Consider the following 22,981-nt stretch of genomic DNA (forward strand, 5'->3'; position numbering starts at 1 on the left):
AAAGGCCCGGTCAGAGTATCCGACCGGGCCTTCTCGTCTGAGCCGCCTGCGGGATTCGAACCCGCGACCTACGCATTACGAGTGCGTTGCTCTGGCCAACTGAGCTAAGGCGGCGCTGCTGCCGGGGTGGCCCAACCAATGGGTCGAGCTTCGCACTGACAACGCGGGCCAGTCTACACAGTTTCCCGGGGTGTCCGTACCAGCGGCTTTCCGGCGGCGGCGGGGGTGGCCGCCGCCGGTGGGGAGGTCGGACCGGGTCAGACGGAGGTGACGGCGAGCTTGGCGGCGAAGCCGGCGAAGAGGGCGGCGACGCCACCGGTGAGCCCGGCGGAGAGGTGCTTGCGGCGGCGGAAGGCGGCGGCCAGCGTGGTGCCCGCGAAGATCAGCAGGGAGAGGTAGAGCACGCTGAAGGTCTGCAGGATGCCGCCGAGCAGGCCGAAGGAGAGGACCGGGGCGCCGTAGGTGGGGTCGGCGAACTGGGTGAAGAAGGACAGCAGGAAGAGGATGGCCTTCGGGTTGAGCAGGCTGATCAGCAGCGCCCGCCGGAACGGCCGCTCCCCCGTCGACGCGACGCCCGCCTCGCCGACCGGACCGGCCCCCGCCTCGGCGGAGGCAGCCGCAGCCGCAGCCACCGCGTTCCGCTCCCGCCACAACTGCCGGGCGGCACGCAGCATGCCGAAGCCGATCCAGAGCAGGTACGCGGCGCCGCCGAACTTCACCACCGCGAACACCGCCGGGTTGGCCTTCAGCAGCGAGGCCGCGCCGAGCGAGGTGAGGCTGATCAGCGTGAGGTCGCCGACGAAGACGCCCGCGGCGGCCTGGTAGCCGGTCCGGATGCCCTGGCGGGCGGCCACCGAGAGGACGTAGAGCGAGTTCGGGCCGGGCAGCAGGACGATCAGGAGGGCGCCGACGATGTAGGTCGCCAGGTCGTGGACTCCGAGCACGGTGGGGACTCCTTCGGCAGGCGCGCGCAGCCCGGCAGGCACGCGCGACAACGACAGAGAAGGAGCACGCGCGCGGGTCGGGCAGGCGGTGGGGGCTGGCGACTCATGCTAACCGCCAGCACCGATCCACCGAAACGGTAATTACTTGGCGCAGCGCGTACCGTTCGCCGGGGCCTCGCCGCCGAGCAGGTAGCGGTTGATCGCGGTGTCGATGCAGGCGTTGCGGCGGCCGTACGCGGTGTGGCCGTCGCCGTCGTAGGTGAGGAGGCGACCGGACTCCAGCTGGCCGGCGAGCGCCTGGGACCAGGCGTACGGGGTGGCCGGGTCGCGGGTGGTGCCGACCACGACGATCGGGGCGGAGCCCGCCGCGCGGACGGTGTGCGGGGCGCCGGTGGCCTTGAGCGGCCAGTAGCCGCAGGCGAGGGCCATCCAGGCCATGTCGCGGCCGAAGTGCGGGGAGGCCTGCTCGAACTCGGGCACGGCCTGTCGGGCGGCGGCCGGGTCGGCGAAGGGCGCGGGCAGGTCGAGGCAGTTGACCGCCATGTTGGCGGACATCAGGTTGGGGTACGTGCCGTCGGCGGAGCGCTCGTAGTAGTCGTCGGAGAGCTTGAGCAGTCCGGTGCCGTCGCCGGCCTTGGCGGTGGTGAAGGCATCGCGCAGCCGGGGCCAGAGGAACTCGGCGTACATGGCCTGGATCACGCCGGTGGTGGCGAGGGACTCGGTGAGCTTGCGGCCGGAGTCGGTGGGCAGCGGCTGGGCGTCGACCTTGCGGAAGAAGGCGTCGAGCTGCTCGCCGATCTCCTTCTCGTTGCTGCCGAGCGGGCAGTTGTCGCGCTTGGCGCAGTCCTTGGCGAAGGCGGCCCAGGCGGTTTCGAAGCCGCCGGCCTGGCCGCGGTTGCCGGCGCGGGCGTCGAGGGAGGGGTCGAGGGCGCCGTCGAGGACCATGGGGCCGACCCGGCCGGGGAAGAGGCCGGCGTAGGTGGCGCCGAGGAAGGTGCCGTAGGACTTGCCGAGGTAGTGCAGCTTGTCGTCGCCGACCAGGGCGCGCAGCACGTCCATGTCGCGGGCGGCCTCGACGGTGCTGACGTGGCCGAGGGTGGCACCGGACTTCTGCTGGCAGGCGGCGGCGAACTCCTTGTCGGCGGCGACCAGGGCGTCGGTCTCGGCCTGGTCGTCGGGGGTGATGTCGGTGGCGGTGTAGGCGTCCATCCGGTCGCCGTTGAGGCAGCTGACGGGGCTGGATTCGCCGACGCCGCGCGGGTCGACGCCGACCAGGTCGTACGCGGCGCGGACGCCGGGGTCGAAGCTCTTGGCGGTGGCCTGCACGTACTCGATGGCGGAGCCTCCGGGGCCGCCGGGGTTGAGTAGCAGGGAGCCGAGCCGGGTGGCGCCGCCGGTGGCGCGGGCGCGGGTGGCGGTGAGGGTGAGGTCGCCGCCGGAGGGGTTGGCGTAGTCGACCGGGACCTTGAAGGTGGTGCACTCGAAGCCGTCGTCGCAGGGCTGCCAGGTGAGCTTCTGCGTGTAGTAGGAGGAGAGCGCGGCGGGGATCTCGGCGGGCAGCGGCTGGAGCGGGGTCGCGGCGGTGGAGCCGCTCGCGGGGGTGGCGGTGGGGGGTGCGCCGTCGGTGGAGGAGCCCGGCGAGGCGGTGGCGGTTCCCTCGCCGCCGGAGCACCCGGCGAGCAGCAGGGCCGCGGCCACGACGGCGGGGAGGAACCGGTGGGGCCGGACAGCTCGCATGGTGGGGTCTCTCTCCTCGGGCGCCGGGGACCGCTCTGCGCGGGACGCGGCCCCACGCGGGACGCGGCTCTGCCGAGCCTAGCGGGCCGGTCCCCGGCCGGCGGGGGCGCGCGCCCGAAAGGTCGCCAGGTCATGGCGGCGCACCGCCCGGACGATCACCGGACGATCAACCGCCCGGGGGACCCGGAGGGCACCCTTGCGGCGGGCTGTGCCGCGGGCTTCAGGAGGGCTTGGCGAGGGTCTCGGCCAGGTACTGGACGGCGACCCGGACGAGCCGGAGACGCTCCCGCTCGGGCGTGTAGTCCTGGACCACCTCGGAGATCCTCACCGTGGCCTTGGCGGCCCGTCCCCGGCCCGCCTGGAGGGCGGACTGGAGGGCGCGGGCGGAGGCCAGGCCACTTCCGTCGCCCTTGGCGGCGGCGAGCAGCAGTCGGGCGGAGGTGTTCTCGGGGGCTTCGGCGCCGGCGGCGGTGAGGGCGGGGGCGTCGTAGCGGCCGGAGACGGCGACGGCGGCGCCGTACAGGTCGGGGCGGGCCAGTCCGGCGGCGGCCGCGCAGGGGGCGCCGTTCTCGACGCCGAGCACGCCCCATCCGGCGGGCCCGGCGGGGAGGGTGCGGAAGGCGCCGCCGACGGCGGTGCGCAGCGCGCTGTCGTCGGCGACGGCCTGCGGGGCGGCGGCGAGCAGTTCGCAGGGGTGGCCGGTGCCGCTGGGCGCCTCGGGGGCGACCACCACGAACGGGTGGGCCTTGCCGAGTTTCACGGCGGAGGTGACGCCGTCGAACAGGTCGGGGAGCTCGGCGTCGGCGGTCTTCCCGGCGGTGCCGGAGTGCAGCACGATGACCGGGAAGCGGATGCCGGGGTGCTCCCGGTACTGGGCGGGCAGCCAGACCCGTACGGTGCGGGGGTGGCCGTCGGGGGCGGCCACGGCGGCCTGGAGCAGTTCGCCCTCGGCGGGCCGGCCGATGATCTCGAACTGGGTGACCACGGGCGGGAGTTCGCCGGGCGCCTGGTCGGCCCGGGTGGGCATCGGGGGCGCGGCGGGTACGGCGGACCCGGCGGGTCTGGGCGCAGCGGCCGCCCGGGCGGCCTCGGCGGCGGTCAGGGGCGTGGTCCCGGGTTGCCCGCTCACGGCGAGGGCGACGGTGAACGCGGTGACGCACATCCCGCACACCGCGGCGCCGCCCGCTCGGAGCAGCACCGGCCGGAGCTCGGCGGCGAGTTCGTAGGTCTGCGCGGACCGCAGGTCGCGCCAGCGGAGCACCGCGGTCCGGGCCAGCCAGCCGCCGGCCAGCGCGGCGCACAGCAGCGGGACGAGGAGCAGCGGACGGAACATGGGCACACCGCCTCGGGGGAGGGACCGGCCGCCGCACCACGGCGGGATTCGTCCTCAGCGTGCCGGGCGCCGCGTGCGGCGGGGTCGGGGCCGTCCGGGCCCGGGGCGACGTTCACTCGAACGAGGGATGTGACGCCGGGGCACACCCCCTCCGATCGGAAGATCGTCGGACGGTCCGTCAAGCATCCTGCGAGCAACCGGGGAAGGACGGGGTGCGGCGGGGCGGCGTCAGCCGGCCCGCAGGGCGACGGTCATCGCCTCGACGGCGAGCAGCGGGTCGACGTTCCGGTCCAGCGCCTCCCGGCAGGCCAGTACCGCCTCGATCCGGCGCAGGGTGTTCTCCGGCTGCCCGGCCGAGGCGACCTTGGTGAGGGCGGGGCGCTGGTCCTCGTTGGCCAGCGCACCGGGGGCGCCGAGCTGGAGGGCCAGGACGTCCCGGTAGAAGCCGAGCAGGTCGTTGAGGGCCACGGCGAGGGTCTCGCGGCGGGTGCGGGTGGCCCGGCTCTTCTGCCGCTTCTCCAGTTCCTTGACGGCGCCGGCGAGGCCGCGCGGGGCCCGGCTGCCCTCGGTCGCGCCGTACGCGGCCCGGAGGTCGTCGGTCTCCTTGGCGTCCTGCGACTCGGCGAGGGCCTCGGCGTCGGCCTTGGCGGTGTCCACCAGTCGCTGGGCGGCGGCCAGGCAGCCGCCGAGATCGGCGACCTCCAGGGGGATCCGCAGGACCTCGGCCCGCCGGGAGCGGGCCTGCTCGTCGACGGCGAGGCGGCGGGAGCGCTCGATGTCGCCCTGCCCGGCGAGGGCGGCGAAGCGGGCGGTCTCCGGCTCCACTCCGTCCCGCCGGATCAGCATGTCGGCGACGGCCTCGGCGTCCGGGGTGCGCAGGACCAGCAGCCGGCAGCGCGAGCGGATGGTGGGCAGCACGTCCTGGACGGAGGGCGCGCACAGCAGCCAGACCGTCCGTGGGGAGGGCTCCTCGACGCCCTTCAGCAGGGCGTTGGCGGCGGCCTCGGTGAGCCGGTGCGCGGAGTCGATCAGGATCGCGGACCAGCGGCCGCCGGTCGGGTAGCTGGCGGCGCGCAGGACCAGGTCACGCATGTCGCCGACGCCGATCGAGAGGCCGTCGGTGCGGACCTGCTTGACGTCGGCGTGGCTGCCGGAGAGGACGGTGTGGCAGCCCTCGCAGAAGCCGCAGCCGGGCGTGCCGCCGAGTTCGAGGTCGGGGCTGGTGCACTGGAGGGCGGCGGCGAAGGCGCGCGCGGCGGTGGTCTGGCCGGCGCCGGGCGGGCCGGTGAACAGCCAGGCGTGGGTCATCAGCGAGGCGTTGACGCCGGCCTCGGGGGTGGCGGTACGGCCGGCGGTCACGGTGGCCCGGGCCGCGCGGGCGGCCGCCTGCAGCTGCTCGACCACCCGATCCTGGCCGACCAGGTCGTCCCACACGCTCACGCCGCACTCCCTACCGCACCACCGCCTGCCCCTGAGCCTAACCCCACCGGCCGACACCCGACCGCCGTCCGCCCGACCACGGCCGGACGACCACGGCCGGACGGGCTCCGAACCCCGTGCTCCCCAATCAGCGGCTGACCGGGAGCCGGTGGTACCCGGGAACGCAGGAGGTCCCGTACCCGTGCCCCGGCGGTGTGCCGAGGGGCGGATACGGGACCCGGTCCGTGGGGACCCTTGTGGATCAGTCCTTGCGGCGCTTGCGGCCCCAGCCGCGCTGGCCGTCCTGCTCCGGGGCGGGGTCGACCGCCTGGTCGGTCTCGTCGGCGGCGTCCCAGCGGGCCCACTCCTCGCGGGAGCCCAGCAGGGTGTCGGTCAGGCTCGGCAGGTCGTCGAGCGGGGTCTCCTCGGCCCAGTCCGGCCGCGGGCGCTCGGCGGTCGGGAGTTCCCGGGTGGTCTCGTCGGTCTCCTCGGGCTCGTCGCGCCAGAGGCCCGGCGGCACCCGGTCCCCGGTGGCCGGCACGGCCTTGCCGGGGCCGACGGTCGGCAGCACGGCGGTCGCGTCGGTCGCGCCGGACGGGGCGGACTCAACGGTCGGCAGGACCGCCGTCTCGTCCACGGACGAGGCCCGACCGGACGCACCGGGACGGCCGGACGCACCGGGACGGCCGGCGGCACCCGGCCGCGGCGCCTCGGTGGTCGGGGCGTCGGAACGGCCCGGCCCCTCGCCCTCGACCCGCGGCAGCACGGCGGTCTCGTCGGTCTCCCGGTCGGCCGGACGCTCGGGCCGCACCCGCAGCTCCCGGGTGACCTCCGAGCCGTGCCCGTCCGCCGGACCGGTCTCCTCCGCAACCTGGGGCAGCTCGGCCGTGACCGCGTCCTCCCCGCCCTCCCGCGCCGCGGTCGCCGCGGCGGCGGCTGCCGCAGCGGCCGCCTCGGCCTCGGCCTTCAGCCGTGCCTCCTCCGCGTGCTGCAGGGCCTCCTCGGCCCGGCGGCGCTGCTCGGCCCGCTGGAGTTCACGCTGCCGCTGCAGCTCGGCCTGGGCGGCGGCCTCCGCCTCCAGGCGCCGGCGCTCGGCAGCCTCCTCGGCCAGCCGGGCCTCCTCGGCGACACGCCGCTCGGCCTCCTCCTCGGCCCGGCGACGGGCTTCCTCCTCCGCCCTGACACGCGCCTCCTCGGCGGCCTTGCGCGCGGCCTCGGCGGCGGCCCGGTCGGCCTCCTCCTTGGCGAGGCGCTCCTTCTCGGCCTGCTCGGCGCGCAGCTGCTCCAGCATGGCCTGCCGCTTGCGCTCGGCTTCCTCGGCCTCGGCCTTCTGGCGGGCCTCCTCGGCGGCGCGGCGCTCGGCCTCCTCGCGGGCGAGCCGCTCCTGCTCGGCCTTGGCGGCGCGCTCCTGGTCGGAGAGCGGGAGTTCACGGTCGAGCCGGTGGCGGATCGCGGTGGTGACGAAGGCGGGCTGCTGGGAGCCGTCGACGACCAGGTAGCGGGCGGGGTCGGCGGCGGCGAGCGCCAGGAACCCGCTGCGGACGCGCTGGTGGAACTCGGTCGGCTCGGACTCCAGCCGGTCCAGTGCCTCGGTGAACCGCTCGCGGGCGGCGGTCGGGTCGACGTCCAGCACCACGGTCAGGTCGGGCAGCAGGCCGCCGGTCGCCCAGCGGGAGATCCGGGCCACCTCGGTGGCGGCCAGGTCGCGGCCGGCGCCCTGGTAGGCGATGGAGGAGTCCATGTAGCGGTCGGTGATCACCACGGCGCCGCGGGCCAGCGCGGGCCGGATGACGTTCTCCACGTGCTCGGCCCGGTCGGCGGCGTAGATCAGCGCCTCGGCGCGGTGGGAGAGGCCGGTGTTGCCCACGTCCAGGACCAGGCCGCGCAGGCGCTGGCCGACCGGGCTGCCGCCGGGCTCGCGGGTGACCACGACCTCGTGGCCCTTGCTGCGGATCCACTCCGCGAGGGCCTGCGCCTGGGTGGACTTGCCGGCGCCGTCGCCGCCTTCCAGGGCGATGAAGAAGCCCTTGCCGGCGACCCGGTGCGGGGCGGGCTCGGCGCCGCCGCGCACGGCGCGGATCAGCTCCCGGCCGAACGGGATGGTGCCGCGGCGGTCGTCGGTCTTCAGCACCACCACGGCGGCCAGCACCAGGGTGAGCAGTCCGGCGGTGGAGACGGCGAGCGCGGCGCCGTCGTGGATGAAGGTGAAGCTGCCGGGCTCGATCCTCCCGTACGCGACCTCGCCGTAGGCGGCGGCGACAAGCGGCAGGCCGATCAGGGCGACACCGACCACGACCCGGAGCACGGCGTAGAGGTGCTCGGTGACCTTGGGCAGCCGGGCCTCCTCGATCTCCTGGGCGAGCAGGGTGCGGCCGGTGGCGATCACCACGCCGGCGGCCAGGCCGGCGAGCACCACGAGGAGCAGGACGAGGACGAAGTCGAGCACCAGCCCGGCCAGGATCAGCGCCACGCCCTCGGTCAGCAGGGCGAGGGCGAGCAGCCGGCGGCGGGAGAGCATCGGCAGGGTGGCGCGGGTGGCCCGGATGCCGAGGGCGGGTGCCCCGACGGCGGCGAGGACGACCAGGCCGTAGCCGATCGGTCCGGCCCGGTGGTCGACGGCGGTCAGCAGGCCGAGGGCGGCGGTGCCGGCCATCGCGGCGTAGCCGGCGGCGACGGAGAAGGTGAAGTAGGGGGCGGAGCCGGTGCGGCCCTTGCGCAGGGCGGGGCCGGGGGTGGCGTCCGTCGGGGCGCGCAGGCCCTGGAGCGGGGAGCGCGGTGCGGGGGCGGCGCCGGCGGGCAGCGTCTGGAGGTGGATCAGGACGGCGGAGGCCGCGAACAGCAGCGCCGCGCCGAGGGCGGCCGCGGTGGTCTGGTTGGCGCGCAGCCAGTCCGAGGCCAGGGCCGCGAACACGTTGTTGACCAGGGTGAGCGCGACCAGCGCGGTGGCGGCCAGCGGCACGGTGGCCCAGCCGGTGCGGGTATCGAGGATGCGGACCGCGTCCAGGCTGGAGGCGGCGGGCCGGCGCTCGGCGGCGGGCGCGTACGGGTCGGCGGCGGGCAGCAGGCCGGGGACGGCCGCGTCCTTGCCGACGGCCCAGATCCGCTCGGCGGCGCCGGTGACGAAGACGGTGGCGAGCAGGGCCCAGAACGCCGAGCCGGGTGTCCAGGTGGCCCACCAGGCGGCGAGGCCGATCAGCACGGCCCGCAGGGCGTCGGCGCCGAGGAGCACCCAGCGGCGGTCCAGCCGGGAGACCAGGGTGTGCACCGGGCCGAGCAGGGCGGCGCCGAACAGCACGGTGGCCAGCAGTCGCACGGCGAAGACGGCGGCGACGGCGAGCGCGAGGGAGCGGTACCCGTCGCCGAGCTGGCCGCCCAGGTAGGCGGCGATCACGGTCAGCGGGACAAGCACGAGCAGGGCGAGCCGGTCGGCCGTGCCGCTCACCAGCTGGGCCGTCCACAGCCGTCGGTACGGGCGCTGGCGCAGCAAGGCGCGGACCCGTTCACCGGGTGTCCCGGCCGGGGCCGTCTCGGGGAGGCCGGGTGGTGCGGTGGTCGCGCTGCTGGGCTGCTCCTCGCTCGTCATACGGTCAGCGTAGCGGTCCGGCGTTGGCTCAAAAGGGGGGTACACCCGTCCGGAACGCGGTTCATGACACGGTTGTGACGCGGCCGGGGCCCGCACGGGTGTGCGGGCCCCGGCCGGTCCGGGTCAGCTCTCCTCGGGGGCCGAGGAGGTCTTCCCGGCAACGGTCTTCTTCGCGGCGGTCTTCTTGGCCGCCGTCTTGGTCGCGGCCGTCTTCGCGGCGGCCGTCTTGGTCACGGTCTTCTTCGCCACCGTCTTCTTGGCGGCGGTGTTGGTGGCCGCGGTCTTGGTGGCGGTCTTCTTGGCGGTGGCCTTCTTCGCCGGCGCCTTCTTGGCGGCCTTCTTCACCGGCCCGCGGGCGCGCTTCTCGGCCAGCAGCTCGAAGGCGCGCTCGGGCGTGATGGTCTCGACCTCGTCGTCCTTGCGCAGGGTCGCGTTGGTCTCGCCGTCGGTCACGTACGGGCCGAACCGGCCGTCCTTGACCACCACGGGCTTCTCGCTGACCGGGTCGGGGCCGAGCTCCTTGAGCGGGGCGGCGGCGGCCGCGCGCCCGCGCTGCTTGGGCTGGGCGTAGATGGCCAGCGCCTCCTCCAGCGTGATGGTGAGCAGCTGGTCCTCGCTGGTGAGCGAGCGGGAGTCGGTGCCGCGCTTGAGGTACGGGCCGTAGCGGCCGTTCTGCGCGGTGATCTCGTTGCCGTCCGGGTCGCTGCCGACCACGCGGGGCAGCGAGAGCAGCCGCAGGGCGTCTTCCAGGGTGACGGTGTCCAGGGACATCGTCTTGAAGAGCGAGGCGGTGCGCGGCTTGACCGCGTTCTTGCCGGTCTTCGGGGTGCCCTCGGGGAGGACCTCGGTGACGTAGGGGCCGTACCGGCCGTCCTTGGCGACCAGCGGGTGGCCGGACTCGGGGTCGCTGCCGAGCACGCGCTCGCCGCTGGGCTTGGCCAGCAGTTCCTCGGCCAGCTCGACGGTCAGCTCGTCCGGCGGCAGGTCGTCGGGGATGTCGGCGCGCTGGCCGGGCTCGCCCTCGACGGCGGAGGGCTTCTCGACGTACGGGCCGTAGCGGCCGACCCGCAGGACCAGGCCCTCGCCGATCGGGAAGGAGCTGATCTCGCGGGCGTCGATGGCGCCGAGGTCGGTGACCAGTTCCTTGAGCCCGCCGAGGTGGTCGCCGTCGCCGTTGCCGGCCTCGGCGGCGGTGCCGGCGCCCTCGCCCTCACCGAAGTAGAAGCGCTTCAGCCAGGGCACGGACTCGGCCTGGCCGGCGGCGATCCGGTCGAGGTCGTCCTCCATCTTGGCGGTGAAGTCGTAGTCGACCAGTCGGCCGAAGTGCTTCTCCAGCAGGTTGACGACGGCGAAGGAGAGGAAGGAGGGCACCAGGGCGGTGCCCTTCTTGAACACGTACTTGCGGCCGATGATGGTGTCGATGATCGAGGCGTAGGTGGAGGGGCGGCCGATCTCCCGGTCCTCCAGCTCCTTGACCAGCGAGGCCTCGGTGTAGCGGGCCGGGGGCTTGGTGGAGTGGCCCTCGGGGGTGAGGCGGTCGGCGGCCAGCGGGTCGCCCTCGGAGACCTGGGGCAGCCGGCGCTCGCGGTCGTCCAGCTCGGCGTTGGGGTCGTCGGCGCCCTCGACGTAGGCCTTGAGGAAGCCGTGGAAGGTGATGATCTTGCCGGAGGCGGAGAACTCGGCGTCCCGGCCGTCGGAGGAGCGGCCGCCGACCTTCACGGTCACCGACTGGCCGACGGCGTCCTTCATCTGGGAGGCGACGGTGCGCATCCAGATCAGCTCGTAGAGCCGGAAGTCGTCGCCGGCGAGGCCGGTCTCGGCGGGGGTGCGGAAGCGGTCGCCGGAGGGACGGATCGCCTCGTGCGCCTCCTGCGCGTTCTTGACCTTGGAGGCGTAGGTGCGCGGCGCGTCCGGCAGGTAGTCCCGGCCGTACAGCTGGGTGACCTGCGTGCGGGCGGCGGTGATCGCCGTCTCCGACAGCGTGGTGGAGTCGGTACGCATATAGGTGATGAAGCCGTTCTCGTACAGCTTCTGGGCCACCTGCATGGTGCGCTTGGCGCCGAAGCCCAGCTTGCGGCTGGCCTCCTGCTGCAGCGTGGTGGTGCGGAACGGCGCGTACGGGGAACGGCGGTACGGCTTGGACTCGACGCTGCGGACGGCGAAGGCGGTCTGCTCCAGGGCGGCGGCCAGGGCGCGGGCGGCCTGCTCGTCGAGGTGCAGGGTGTTGGCGGTCTTCAGTCGGCCGTCGGAGCCGAAGTCGCGACCGGTGGCGATCCGCTTGCCGTCGACGTTGACCAGGCGGGCGCCGAAGTTCTCCGGGTTGGCGGCGTCGGCGGCGGTGCGGCCGGTGGAGAAGGTGGCGACGAGGTCCCAGTAGTGGGCGCTGGTGAAGGCGATCCGCTCGCGCTCGCGCTCGACGACCAGCCGGGTGGCGACGGACTGCACGCGGCCCGCCGACAGCTTCGGCATGACCTTCTTCCACAGCACCGGCGAGACCTCGTAGCCGTAGAGGCGGTCGAGGATGCGGCGGGTCTCCTGGGCGTCGACCAGGCGCTGGTTCAGGTCGCGCGGGTTGCGGACGGCCTCCTGGATGGCGTCCTTGGTGATCTCGTGGAAGACCATCCGGTGCACCGGCACCTTGGGCTTCAACACCTCCTGGAGGTGCCAGGCGATGGCCTCGCCCTCGCGGTCCTCATCGGTGGCGAGGAAGAGCTCGTCGGACTCCTTGAGCAGCGACTTCAGCTTGGTGACCTGGGACTTCTTGTCCGGGTTCACCACATAGATGGGGGCGAAGTCGTGGTCCACGTCGACACCGAGCCGGCGGACCTCGCCGGTGTACTCGTCCGGCACCTCGGCGGCCGTGCCGGGAAGGTCGCGGATGTGCCCCACGCTGGCCTCGACGATGTAGCCGGGGCCCAGGTAGCCCTTGATCGTCTTGGCCTTGGCCGGCGACTCGACGATGACGAGTCGCTTACCGTGCGCGGTCTCGCTGCTCGGGGACACCTTCGCTCTTCTCTCCCGGTCGTGATGTGTGCGGTCGGCGCGGAGGGCAGCGGGTGGTGCGCCCGACCCGCAGCCGTCCGGGGCAGCCGTTGTGCGACGGCCCCACCAGCGGAGTGTGACCGTACCCTGGCCACCCTTGTCAAACGGACGGAACCCGCTTTTTCACCGGCTAGGCCGACCTGCGCCACTCGAACGGTAACCCGACGGCAGGCGTTCGCGCCGCGTGGAGGGGGAGAGAGCGGGCTCCGGCGGCCGGATCCCGCTCGCCGGTGGCTGACGGTCGATCAGCCCGGGCGGGCTCACCTCCTTCCCTCGCGTCCGGGGAGGTCACGGGAGGTCACGGGAGTCCCGGCGGTTCCGGGCCGGCGGGTGCCGGGAGGGTGGGAAGGTCGGCGGTGATCACCGGCGGGACGGGGCGGCTCCCGATCGCCGAGGCGGGGACGAGCCGCGCGCGAGGCCGGCTCGCCCCGGGCCGGCCGGTCCCGGGTCCGCTCGGCGGGACGTCGTCGTCCCGGGTGGGCCGGGCTCAGTGGCGCGAGCGTCCGGCGGGCGAGCGTTCAGTGGGCGAGCACCGTGGCGAGCAGGCTCAGGCCGCCCGCCACCGCGGCGGTACCGAGGACCGTCCAGAAGATGTCGCTCGGCAGCGTCCGCAGCTGGTCCGCGCCGGCCAGGACCACCCGGCTCGGGCGCCGCGGGTCGTACGCCACCTGCACGATCGCCCCGGGGACCAGCCGGCCGGGCCGGCGCAGCGGCGTGTGCCCGCGCGGCCGGGTCAGGACGGTCCGGCCCTCGGCCCGCTCCCCCGGCGGGACCGCCCGCAGCTCGCGCGGCCCGGGCTCCTGCGGCCCGGCCTCCGTGAGGGCGGCCTCGCGCAGTCCGGCGCCGGGGCCGGTGGTCGCGGTGTAGGTGATCAGAGGGGCGCTGTCGAGCTCGCCGTAGGGGTCGCCGTACGGGTCGAGGCGGCGGTCGCCGTCGCCGACCACGCGGGCGGTGGTGGGGACGCCGTGCCGGCGCAGATGGTGGCGAAGGCGCAGTTCAACGGCGCACCAGAGGAGGAGTGCGCTGCCGAAGAGGGTGAGGACGGCTCCTGCCGTGACCGCTGTCGGCATCTCCACCGTTGGCCCTCCCTGGTACTGTCCACAGCCTTGTGGACGGGAGGTTCGCAGTCCGGGGACAACCGGGGGCGGACTCCCGCCGTATGACAGGCGACATCGGGGGGACGGCCGGGTGAACCGGCCTTGGCCGGGCATGCCCTCCGACCGCCGTCCGGACAGGAACGACAGGCTCTCGGACAGTGCCTCAGGGGGAAGAACATATGACCGCGCGCCGGCTCACCTCGGCAGCAGTTCTCGGTCTCACCGCCGTCCTCGCGCTCAGCGGGTGCGGCGGCGGGTCGAAGCACAAGCGCTCCAGCCGCAGCCACAGCAGCTCGACCCACTCCACGACGGACGTGGACAGCACGGCCCGTCCGGCCGCGAGCAGTTCGGCCACCTCGCGCGGCTGCGCCACCAGCCGGCCGCGCGGAGACGAGCGGGTGATCCACGTGACCGCGGCCGACGGCGCCAAGTCGCAGCTCACGGCCACCGACACCCGGCACGCCTGCGGCCCGAGCGGCGACCGCTACGAGCCGACCGGCGCGCCGGTGCAGTTCACCGTCACCCCGCAGCTGCGGATCCGGCTGCTGGCGAAGTCGGGCACCGCCGAACTCGCCCAGGACGTCACGCCGTTCTCCAAGCTGGCCGCGCACGTCACGGACTGCGGGGCGAAGCGGACGGTGGCCGCGCCGTTCTCCTGCCACGGCAACAACTTCCAGGTCACGGTGGACACCGCCGGGCGGATCACCGCCATCAGCGAGGTCCCGGCCTGATCCCGGGCGGCGGGAGCCGCCGGCTCGCCGCTACGCCCGGGGGCGCCGGGGACTCCGGGGTCGCTGGTGCCGCCGGACCGCCGGGGTGCCGGAGCACGGGGCCTTCCGTGCCGCCGGGCTGCTCCGGCGGGGGCACGGGAGGGCCGTGCGGCCCTCCCGTCCCGCCTGAACCGTCCTCAGTCCTCGGCCAGCTCGCCGAAGACCGGCTCGATGAACCCCTGCTCGGTGAGCATCCGCAGCGACTCGGGCACCCGGTCGCGCAGGACCACCCGCTCCTCGCCGAGCAGCTGGGCGATGGCGTCGACGATCTCCCCCGCGGACAGGGTCCCGTCGCAGACGCCCACGAAGCCGGCGCCGACGGTGTCCACCTTCGTCGCCCGCCGCATGCCGCGGTTGTGACGGAGGATCACGTGCTCCGGGTCCTCGGCGCCGGGCGCGCCGACCTGCTCCTGCACCACCTCGTCGGCCAGCACGTACCGGGCCGCGAGCAGGCCCGCGTCGTCGGAGGAGCGCAGGAAGTCCTGCCGGGCGAACCAGCTCTCGATGTGCGGGCCGAGGGGCTGCTCGACCGGGTGCGGCCACTCCTCGATCCGCACGGTGGGCGTCTCGGCGCCGCCGGCCCGCAGGGTGATCCAGCCGAAGCCGATGCCCTCCACGCCGCCCGATTCGAAGGCGTCCAGCCACTCGTCGTACCGCGCCTGGTACTCGGCGCCGGAACTCCGGTGGTCGCCGCCGTCGCGCAGCCACAGCTCGGCGTACTGGGCGGTGTCCTGGACCTCGCGCTGCACCACCCAGGCGTCCAGGCCGGTGCCGGCGACCCAGCCGGCCAGCCGGTCGTGCCAGTCCTCGCCCTTGACGTGCTGCCAGTTGGCGAGCAGGTGGCAGTAGCCGCCGGGCTCCAGGTGCGCGGCGGCCCGGCGGACCAGGCTCCGGCACAGCTCGTCGCCGGCCATGCCGCCGTCCCGGTAGACGAACCGGCTGCCGGGGGAGATCACGAACGGCGGGTTGGAGACGATCAGGTCGAACCGGCGGTCGCCGACCGGCTCGAACAGGCTGCCCTCGGCCACCTCGGTGTTCTCGAAGCCGGAGAGGCCCAGGGTCAGCCGGGTGAAGTGCAGCGCGCGCGGGTTGAGGTCGGTGGCGGTGACGTGCTGGGCGTGCCGGGCGGCGTGCAGCGCCTGGACGCCCGAGCCCGAGCCGAGGTCCAGTGCCTCGCGCACCGGGCGCCGGACGGCGAGGTTCGCCAGCGTGGTGGAGGCGCCGCCGACGCCCAGCACCAGGTCCTTGCGGGCGATCCCGGCCGCGCTCCCGCCCGAGCCGATCCCGCCGGCGCCGCCGACCGCGCAGCCCAGGTCGGACACCACCCAGGCGTCCGCGCTCGGCATCCCGGCGACCTCGTTGGCGTACGGGCGCACGTCGACCGTGGCCCGCACCTCGTCCCCGTCGCGGACCAGCCAGCCGTCGGCCAGGCAGTCCTGGACGGGCAGCGCGGCCTCCGCCGCGGCGTACGGGACCGGCCGCTGCAGCAGGAAGAGCCGCACCAGCGTCTCCAGCGGCGTGCCGCCACGGGTCTTCCGCAGCGCCGGCACCACCTCGCTGCGGGCGAGCGCCGCGTACCCGGTCGGACCGAGCAGGTCGAGGCAGCCGTCGGCGGTGTACGAGGCGGCGAGCAGCGCCTCACGCAGCTTCGCCAGGCGGGTCGGGTCAAGAACGGGGCTACTGGTCACCCGCACATTGTCCCCCGCCGGCCGCCGGCGCCGACCGCCCCACGCGGGGGCGCCGGCGCGGGGGCACCGCAGCGGGCCGGGTCCGCGATCAGCCGGCCGACGGCGAGGCGGCCGAGGCCGCCGGGGCGGTGGAGGCGGCTGCCGGGTCGGCGGGGGCCGAGCTCGGCGCCCCGGAGGTGCCGGTGGACTTGCACCCGTCCTGCTTCTTGATGGCGCCGCCGAGCTCGCCGCTCTCCAGGCGGTTCCGCGCCCGGGTGGACTGCTGCGACAGGCGCTGCACCTGGTCGCCGACGCTCTTCAGCCCGTCCGCGAACTTCTCCTGGTCGGCGACCGGCAGGGCGTCCAGCTTCTTCTGGGCCTCCTGGTAGCCCTGCGCCGCCTGCCGCAGCTCGGCGACCGCGTCGGTCCGCAGCTTCTCCCCGTCGGTGACCTTGGGGGCGCCCGCCTTGTCCACGGCGTCGGCGAACTGCTCGCTGGACTTGGCCAGCACCGCGAGGTCGCCGGACAGCCGCTTCTGCAGATCGCCGGGGGCCTCGCCGGGCTGGACCTTGCCGGTGTCGGAGAACGCCGTCCGCGACTGCGCGATCGGGTCCTGGGCGGCGTCGCAGACGCTCTTCGCCCAGGTGTTCAGCTGCGCGGCGTTGTCCTCGTCCCCACCGCACCCCACGGCGCCGAACGCCAGCACCGCACCGAGCACGGACACGGTCAGCAGTCGCTTCTTCACCCGCAGGCCCCTTCGCTCTCGAACGCCCGGTTCGGACGTCGAGCAGCGAACCTACACGGCCGGCCGCCCTGCCCGCCCACCCCCTGTACCGGGCGGGACCGGCCACCACCGCTCGGAACGGGCGGCCATCGGGGAGGACGGGCGTGCAGGACGACCTCCTCAGGCCCGCTCGACCCGGATCGGGTCACCACTGCGGACCGACCGCAGAACCTCCGGGTCCTCGTCCAGCACGCCGAGGACGTTGCAGGGGCTGGCCAGCCGGCACTCGCCCCCGCGGGAGATCGGCGTCTGGCCGTAGGGCAGCGCCAGGCTGTCCCCGTCCGTCCGGAAGGCGACCGTCCCGGGCTCGACGACCTGCTGGGCGTCAGGCTCCCTCGCCACGCTGACCAGGGTGTCGAAGTAGACCTCCTCGCCCCAGGTGCTGGCGGAGGAGCTGATCGGCAGTGCCGCCCAGAGTGCCTCGGCGGTGGGCGTCGACCGGAGCTCGGCCGTCGCCTGCCCGGCCGGCCACAGGATGCGTATCCGCATGGGGTTTCCTTCTCCCGTACCTCTCGAACCGAACCGATCGCGCCGGGGAGCAGGGAACCGCCGTCTTCAACATTTTGTCAACCAAACGGGGGTTGTCCGGGGACAGGGCGACCGGAAGCGGGCGCACGGAGATCACCACGTGCACGGGGGCCGGGCAGGCAGGAACGGCCGGCGGACCAGCCGGCAGGGAACCAGCTGGCAGGAAAACGGGAAAGGTGGCCGGAAAGGGCCGAAAGGATCAGCTCCGCGCCCCGAGCGAAGCTGATCAGACGCCGACGGAGGTGGTGGAGACGGGCCAGCTCATCCGGATCAGGCCGCCCTCGTTGCCGTTGCCGACCTCGACGTCCTCGACCAGGCCGGTGATCACCGCGAGCCCGAGGACGTCCTCGCCGCCGTCGGCGTCACCCTCGGCCTCGCCGGCACCGCCGCCACCCGCGGACCCGCCGATCGGGCCGGCCTCGTCCTCGACCTCGATGAGGAAACGCTTCTCCTCTTCGATGAGCGCCACCCGGACGGCACCGTTCAGGCCGCTCCGCTGGTGCAGACCGACCGCACGCGAGCAGGCCTCGCCGACGGCGAGCCGCACCTCGTCGAGCAACGACTCGTCGACCCCGGCCCGTCTGGCCACAGCCGCCGCCACGAGCCGTGCCGTCCGCACGTGCTCGGGAAGCGCACTGAATCGAAGTTCGACGGTTGCCATCTCTCCCCCTCCGGGGTTGCGCTCACCCGGCGCCGGGGCACCTACGGCCCCGGCCGCGACCGGGTGATGTCAGGCTGGCCCGCCGGCGGGCCCCGAAGGCCCCGCCGGCGGCGAGAAGGCGGTCAGCGGGCGACCCGAGGGCCGCCCGGGAACGCGCGGGATCAGTCGGTCGCCGCGACGGCCTCGTCCACGGAGTTGTGGATCGGGAAGACCTTGGTGAGACCGGTGATCCGGAAGATCTTCAGGATGCGCTCCTGGTTGCACACCAGACGGAGCGAACCCTCGTGAGCACGAACCCGCTTCAGACCGCCGACCAGCACACCGAGGCCGGTCGAGTCGAGGAAGTCCACGCCCTCCATGTCGACAACGAGGTGATAGTTGCCATCGTTGACGAGCTCGACCAGCTGCTCGCGCAGCTTGGGGGCGGTGTACACATCGATCTCGCCGCCAACCTCGACGACCGTGCGATCGCCGACTGTACGGGTCGACAGGGACAGGTCCACGGAACCTCCAGCACCTTGCCTTGCTACGTCATTGCGATCATCGGCCAGGCGGCCGCCACCGCATGGTCGCAGGGCCTGGGCGCGGCAAACCGGCACGTCAGAGCCTCGGCGTCGTTGCCCCGACCATGCGGCCGTCACGGCCTCATTCAACCACTTGTGACCATGACCGCACGATGGCTTGGGGCGATTCTCCGTCACGCCGGTGACACACTGGGTCCTCATGCCGCCCCGTCATCACCCGCCCGAGGCCCTGCTCACGACCCTGTCCACCGAGCGCGGCCGGTTGACCCGCCTCACCCATACGGAGCATCTGCCCGCCCGCGCGGCCCGTTACGCCCCCTGGCCGGAGGGAATCCGCACGGAGATCGTGAGGGCGGCGGGCGAACTCGGCGTGGAGCAGCCGTGGGCCCACCAGGCGGAGGCCATGGAGCTGGCCCGGACCGAGGCCGCCGTGGTGATCGCCACCGGTACGGCCTCGGGCAAGTCGCTCGGCTATCTGGCCCCGGTCCTCAGCGATCTGCTGGACGGCACCGAGGCGCGCAACGGCCGCGGCGCCACCGCGCTCTACCTGGCCCCGACCAAGGCGCTGGCCGCCGACCAGCGGCGGCGCGCGGCCGAGCTGGTGCCGAACCGGGTGCGGGTCGCGCTCTACGACGGCGACACCCCGCCGGAGGAGCGGGAGTGGGTGCGCCAGTACGCCTCGTACGTGCTGACCAATCCGGACATGCTGCACCGGGGGATCCTGCCGGCCCATCCGCGCTGGTCCTCCTTCCTCAAGGCGCTCAGGTACGTGGTGATCGACGAGTGCCACAGCTATCGGGGCGTGTTCGGCTCGCACGTCGCCCAGGTGCTGCGCCGGCTGCGGCGGCTGTGCGCGCGGTACGGGTCGTCGCCGGTGTTCCTGCTGGCCTCGGCCACCACCGCGGAACCGGCCGTGACCGCCGGCCGGCTGACCGGGCTGCCCGCGGTGGCGGTGACCGAGGACGCCTCGCCGCGCGGGCCGCTGGTCTTCGGGCTCTGGGAGCCGCCGCTCACCGAGAACGTGGGCGAGCACGGTGCCCCCGTCCGGCGGACCGCGGCCGCGGAGGCCGGGCACCTGCTCACCGAACTCGTCGAGCTGGGCACCCGGACCGTGGTCTTCGTCCGCTCCCGGCGGGCCGCGGAGCTGGTCGCGCTGCAGGCCCAGGACCAGTTGGGGTCGCCGCTGGCCGCGCGTGTCGCGGCGTACCGGGGCGGGTACCTGGCCGAGGAGCGCCGGGCCCTGGAACGGGACCTCCACGCGGGGAAGCTGCTCGGGGTGGCCTCCACCTCGGCCCTCGAACTCGGCGTGGACATCTCGGGGCTGGACGCGGTGCTGATGGCCGGATATCCGGGCACCCGCGCCTCGTTGTGGCAGCAGGCCGGTCGGGCCGGTCGGGAGGCGCAGGGCGCGTTGGCGGTGCTGATCGCCCGCGACGACCCGCTCGACACCTATCTGGTGCACCACCCGGAGGCGCTGTTCGCCAACCCGGTCGAGGCGACCGTGCTCGACCCCGACAACCCGCACGTACTCGCTCCGCACCTGTGCGCGGCGGCGGCCGAGCTGCCGCTCACGGAGGCCGACAACGAGCTGTTCGGCCCTTCGGCGGCGCAGCTGCTGCCGGTGCTGGAGCGCCGGGGGCTGCTGCGGCGGCGGCCGGACGGTTCCTGGTACTGGACCCGGCGCGAGCGGGCCGTCGACGGGGTGGACCTGCGCGGCAGCGGGGGCAGCCCGGTGCAGATCGTGGAGGCGCCGACCGGCCGTCTGCTCGGCACGGTGGACGCCGCGGCCGCCCACACCACCGTGCACACCGGTGCCGTGCACCTGCACCAGGGTCGTACGTACCTGGTGCAGGACCTGGACCTGGAGAACTCGGTCGCCCTGGTCGCTCCCGCCGATCCGCCGTACACCACCTCGGCCCGGGACATCACCTCCATCTCGGTGCTGTCCACCGACATCACGGAGGAGTGGGGCGAGGCGCGGCTGAGCTTCGGCTCGGTGGAGGTGGTCAACCAGGTGGTGGGGTTCCTGCGGAAGCGGATCGCCACGGGCGAGATCATGGGCGAGAGCAAGCTGGACCTGCCGCCCAGGACGCTGCGGACCCGGGCCGTCTGGTGGTCCGTCACCGAGGACCAGCTCCTGGACGCCGACATCCCGGTCGACCAGTTGCCGGGCGCCGCCCACGCGGCCGAGCACGCCTCGATCGGCCTCCTGCCGCTCTTCGCCACCTGCGACCGCTGGGACATCGGCGGGGTCTCGGTGCCGTTGCATCCGGACACCGGGCTGCCGACGGTCTTCGTGTACGACGGCCACTCGGGCGGCGCCGGCTTCGCCGAGCGGGGCTTCCGGCGGGCGGTGGTCTGGCTGAAGGCCACCCGGGAGGCGATCGCGGCCTGCGAGTGCGAGCGCGGCTGCCCGTCCTGTGTGCAGTCGCCGAAGTGCGGCAACGGGAACGACCCGCTGGACAAGGCCGCGGCCGTCCGGTTGCTGGATGCCCTGCTCGCCGGTGCGCCGCCGGTCGCCGCGGGCGATCCATAGGGGTCGGGCGGGTCGGCCGGGTCGGCCGGAGCCGGGGAGGGTACGGACGCCGCAGGTCCGACCGGGTAGGGCCCGCCCGCCGGCGCGGCGGGTGAGCCGTGTTCCCGCCTGGACGGCCGCGGGGCCGGTGGACGCAGCGGTGGTGGTGACGGCGGATGCGGCAGTGGTGGCGGACGCCGCGCTCTCCTGGCCGCCGTCGGGCGAGTCGTCGGCCCAGGTCCAGACGGGGCCGGCCCGGGCTCGGGCCCGGACGGGACCGACCGGAACGGGCGGCCTCTCGATCCGGACCTGGACCACCACCTCCACCACGTCGCTGTCCGACAGGACCGTGCAGGACACCAGCTCGGCCCCCTGCACGGCCGCGATGCGGGCCGCCCAGCCGCAGCCGCCGTCCGGGTCGATGAGCAGATGATCAGCCGCGCCCAGGGCGGCCAGATCCGCCGTCGACTCGGCCCGGTGCCGTGCGGCCACCACCGCGCCGAACCACAGGGCGCACCCGACCACCGTGCACCCGAGCATGAGCAGGGCGACCAGCCACACCGTCGCCGAGCCCTGGTCCGGCGCACTCCGCCCACGGGACTGCGACCGGACGGTGCGGCGCCGCATGACCGGGGACGACCACCTCATCGCCGACCTCCCGTCGCCGCGCAGCCTGACGTTCGACGACCTGTCAGCGCGCCTGTCCACAGGCCGGAGGGCCCGGTCACGTGCCACCCCCGGGATGCAGGGTGTCGACGTCCTCACGGGCGGCCACCGCCGAGGCGGTGAGCCGGACCGAGAGTCGCGCCGCCAGGACGCCGGGGCCCGGACAGGGCGCGTCCACGGTCACGCGGACGGTCTCCGCGTCCTGGGCCAGTCCGATCACGGCGCCCGCCGGAGCGGCGGCGCGGGCCACGGCCTCCGCGTCCGGTTCGCCCCGGGCGGCGGAGCGCGCCCCCACCCGGGCCGCGTCCACGCACCGGATCTGGTCGGAAGCCACCACCACGGCCCACATCAGCATCGCCGCCAGCAGGACCAGGGCCGGGAGGACGACAGCCGTCTCCGCGGTCACCGAGCCGGCCTCACGCCCCGCCCGTCCTGCCGCACCCGCGGTGCGCCGAATCCGTCGGCCCACCCGCTGTCGGGGGTCAGACCACATGGAGAGCCCGTTGCAGCAGTTCGTTGAGCAGGCCGGAGACCGCTTCGCTGGTGACCACGCGGTAGAGGACCGCGGCAAAGGCGCAGGCCGCGACCGTCCCGATCGCGTACTCCGCGGTGACGCTCCCCGCGTCGCCGCGGCCGCGCGCCAGCCGTCGGAGCCGGACGCGCAGCCTGTCACCCCATCGGCGCGATGCGCCGCGGAACGCTCCGGTGTCACCACCGGCCGGCTTGGGGAGGGCGGAGGTGTTCATGGCTGGTCTCCTTCTCGTGAGGGGCCGACGATCGGTCAGATCCGAACGGCGAACTGGGCGGTCAGGCCGACCACCACCGGGACGACTCCGATCAGGACGAACGCGGGCAGGAAGCACAGGCCCAGCGGGGCGGTGGCGAGCACCCCGGCCCGGCGTACCCGGGCATGGGCGGCCCGGCTCGCGGTGGCGCGTTGGGCATGGCCGAGGCCGGTCAGGGCCGCGCTCGGCGGGGCTCCGCCGAGACTCGTCCGGACGAGACAGCGGGCGAGCGGGGCGAGTGGCGGACAGCCCTCGGCCAGGCCTTCCCAGCAGGCCTCCGGCGCCGCTCCCAGGGACAGCTGGGCGGCCACCGCCGCCAGCCGCTCGCGCATCGGCGAGCCGACGCTCTGCGCCACGGCCGCGGCCGCCACCGCCGGGGAGGGAACAGAGCCCAGGCAGGCGGCCAGCAGGTCGGCGGTGAGCGGGAGTTGCCGCTCCAGGCGGTCCCGGTCGCGTTGCGCCTGCCGTTGGGCGGGCGAGCGCGTCCTCGGCAGCCACCGCTGCGCGGCCAGGGCCACCAGGGCTCCCGCCGGCACCCCGGCCCATCCGCCGACCGCGGCCGTCGCGCCGAGGCCCACGGCCAGCGGGACGGCCCAACTCGACGACGCCAGCCGCCTCATCCGCGCGGCAGTGCGTCCGCCGCGTCTCCGTCCCGGGGTCGGCACCTCGGACGGCAGACACCGCCCGAAGCGCCGCCGTGCCCCACGCCGCCACCGCGCCGCGGCGAGCTCGCCGACCACTCCCCCGGCCACCACGGGCAGCACCAGCAGTGTCACCACCCCGCACCTCCTGTCCGGTCGGACCGGCCTGCGGCGCTGCACCCGATCGGCAGGCCGCCGCGGTCCGTACCTCGCCTCGCCCCACCGACCCCGCAGACCCCACAGGCCCCGCCGACCGCTCCAGGACAGTCGCGCGGCCGCGCAGCC

At 74.7% G+C, this 22,981-nt stretch carries 17 protein-coding genes, 1 tRNA gene and 1 pseudogene; 2 read left to right on the forward strand and 17 right to left on the reverse strand.

Annotation, left to right across the window (positions count from 1 at the left end):
• Nucleotides 1-40: 40 nt before the first annotated feature.
• The 8 genes from ABWK59_RS16375 to ABWK59_RS16410 all read right to left on the reverse strand — a co-directional run bounded on the left by ABWK59_RS16375 (nucleotide 41) and on the right by ABWK59_RS16410 (nucleotide 13,134).
• Nucleotides 41-114 (reverse strand) — tRNA-Thr (locus ABWK59_RS16375).
• 143 nt (nucleotides 115-257) lie between these two features.
• Nucleotides 258-944, reverse strand: coding sequence for a leucine efflux protein LeuE (leuE, locus tag ABWK59_RS16380; RefSeq protein ID WP_354641327.1), 687 nt, complete (start codon nucleotides 942-944; stop codon nucleotides 258-260).
• Nucleotides 945-1,085: 141 nt separating this feature from the next.
• Nucleotides 1,086-2,681, reverse strand: coding sequence for an alpha/beta hydrolase (locus tag ABWK59_RS16385; RefSeq protein WP_354641328.1), 1,596 nt, complete (start codon nucleotides 2,679-2,681; stop codon nucleotides 1,086-1,088).
• Between the two features lie 220 nt (nucleotides 2,682-2,901).
• Nucleotides 2,902-4,014 carry a hypothetical protein gene (locus ABWK59_RS16390; protein ID WP_354641329.1) on the reverse strand — a complete coding sequence of 371 codons (1,113 nt, stop codon included), beginning with the start codon at nucleotides 4,012-4,014 and terminating at the stop codon, nucleotides 2,902-2,904.
• A gap of 228 nt (nucleotides 4,015-4,242) precedes the next feature.
• A complete protein-coding gene (locus tag ABWK59_RS16395) occupies nucleotides 4,243-5,454 on the reverse strand; it encodes a DNA polymerase III subunit delta' (protein ID WP_354641330.1) in 1,212 nt (403 codons plus the stop codon).
• A gap of 241 nt (nucleotides 5,455-5,695) precedes the next feature.
• The gene (gene tmk, locus ABWK59_RS16400) at nucleotides 5,696-9,016 is read right to left on the reverse strand and encodes a dTMP kinase (RefSeq protein WP_354641331.1); all 3,321 of its coding nucleotides are present in this window, start codon (nucleotides 9,014-9,016) and stop codon (nucleotides 5,696-5,698) included.
• Nucleotides 9,017-9,139: 123 nt separating this feature from the next.
• Nucleotides 9,140-12,019: a type I DNA topoisomerase gene (gene topA, locus ABWK59_RS16405; RefSeq protein ID WP_354641332.1), complete on the reverse strand. Its 2,880-nt coding sequence runs from the start codon at nucleotides 12,017-12,019 to the stop codon at nucleotides 9,140-9,142.
• 557 nt (nucleotides 12,020-12,576) lie between these two features.
• The gene (locus tag ABWK59_RS16410; protein WP_420492790.1) at nucleotides 12,577-13,134 is read right to left on the reverse strand and encodes a hypothetical protein; all 558 of its coding nucleotides are present in this window, start codon (nucleotides 13,132-13,134) and stop codon (nucleotides 12,577-12,579) included.
• Nucleotides 13,135-13,334: 200 nt separating this feature from the next.
• On the opposite strand from ABWK59_RS16410, the gene ABWK59_RS16415 reads away from it, so the two are divergent.
• Nucleotides 13,335-13,886: a hypothetical protein gene (locus ABWK59_RS16415; protein ID WP_354641333.1), complete on the forward strand. Its 552-nt coding sequence runs from the start codon at nucleotides 13,335-13,337 to the stop codon at nucleotides 13,884-13,886.
• Between the two features lie 176 nt (nucleotides 13,887-14,062).
• Here ABWK59_RS16415 and ABWK59_RS16420 read toward each other — a convergent pair whose 3' ends face one another.
• The 5 genes from ABWK59_RS16420 to bldG form a co-directional block, all read right to left on the reverse strand.
• The gene (locus ABWK59_RS16420) at nucleotides 14,063-15,613 is read right to left on the reverse strand and encodes a DUF7059 domain-containing protein (RefSeq protein ID WP_354641334.1); all 1,551 of its coding nucleotides are present in this window, start codon (nucleotides 15,611-15,613) and stop codon (nucleotides 14,063-14,065) included.
• An 88-nt stretch (nucleotides 15,614-15,701) separates the two neighbouring features.
• On the reverse strand, nucleotides 15,702-16,337 hold the full coding sequence (locus tag ABWK59_RS16425; protein WP_354641335.1) for a small secreted protein: 636 nt from the start codon (nucleotides 16,335-16,337) through the stop codon (nucleotides 15,702-15,704).
• Nucleotides 16,338-16,496: 159 nt separating this feature from the next.
• A complete protein-coding gene (locus ABWK59_RS16430; protein WP_354641336.1) occupies nucleotides 16,497-16,865 on the reverse strand; it encodes a cyclophilin-like fold protein in 369 nt (122 codons plus the stop codon).
• A gap of 265 nt (nucleotides 16,866-17,130) precedes the next feature.
• Entirely contained in the window at nucleotides 17,131-17,565 is a 435-nt protein-coding gene (locus ABWK59_RS16435; protein ID WP_354641337.1) for an ATP-binding protein, read from the reverse strand.
• A 161-nt stretch (nucleotides 17,566-17,726) separates the two neighbouring features.
• Nucleotides 17,727-18,068: an anti-sigma factor antagonist BldG gene (bldG, locus tag ABWK59_RS16440; protein ID WP_014136695.1), complete on the reverse strand. Its 342-nt coding sequence runs from the start codon at nucleotides 18,066-18,068 to the stop codon at nucleotides 17,727-17,729.
• A 220-nt stretch (nucleotides 18,069-18,288) separates the two neighbouring features.
• On the opposite strand from bldG, the gene ABWK59_RS16445 reads away from it, so the two are divergent.
• Nucleotides 18,289-20,625 (forward strand): DEAD/DEAH box helicase, encoded by a 2,337-nt coding sequence (locus ABWK59_RS16445; protein ID WP_354641338.1) that lies wholly within the window; start codon nucleotides 18,289-18,291, stop codon nucleotides 20,623-20,625.
• Between the two features lie 285 nt (nucleotides 20,626-20,910).
• Here the strand turns inward: ABWK59_RS16445 and ABWK59_RS16450 are convergent.
• The 4 genes and pseudogenes from ABWK59_RS16450 to ABWK59_RS16465 form a co-directional block, all read right to left on the reverse strand.
• A pseudogene (locus tag ABWK59_RS16450) lies at nucleotides 20,911-21,252 on the reverse strand (Rv3654c family TadE-like protein); the annotation flags it as partial.
• 76 nt (nucleotides 21,253-21,328) lie between these two features.
• Nucleotides 21,329-21,676: a TadE family type IV pilus minor pilin gene (locus tag ABWK59_RS16455; RefSeq protein WP_354641339.1), complete on the reverse strand. Its 348-nt coding sequence runs from the start codon at nucleotides 21,674-21,676 to the stop codon at nucleotides 21,329-21,331.
• A gap of 76 nt (nucleotides 21,677-21,752) precedes the next feature.
• The gene (locus ABWK59_RS16460) at nucleotides 21,753-22,016 is read right to left on the reverse strand and encodes a DUF4244 domain-containing protein (protein ID WP_354641340.1); all 264 of its coding nucleotides are present in this window, start codon (nucleotides 22,014-22,016) and stop codon (nucleotides 21,753-21,755) included.
• Nucleotides 22,017-22,051: 35 nt separating this feature from the next.
• The gene (locus tag ABWK59_RS16465) at nucleotides 22,052-22,834 is read right to left on the reverse strand and encodes a type II secretion system F family protein (RefSeq protein ID WP_354641341.1); all 783 of its coding nucleotides are present in this window, start codon (nucleotides 22,832-22,834) and stop codon (nucleotides 22,052-22,054) included.
• Nucleotides 22,835-22,981 lie beyond the last annotated feature (147 nt).

The sequence above is a fragment of the Kitasatospora sp. HUAS MG31 genome, from assembly GCF_040571325.1.
Lineage (GTDB): Bacteria > Actinomycetota > Actinomycetes > Streptomycetales > Streptomycetaceae > Kitasatospora > Kitasatospora camelliae.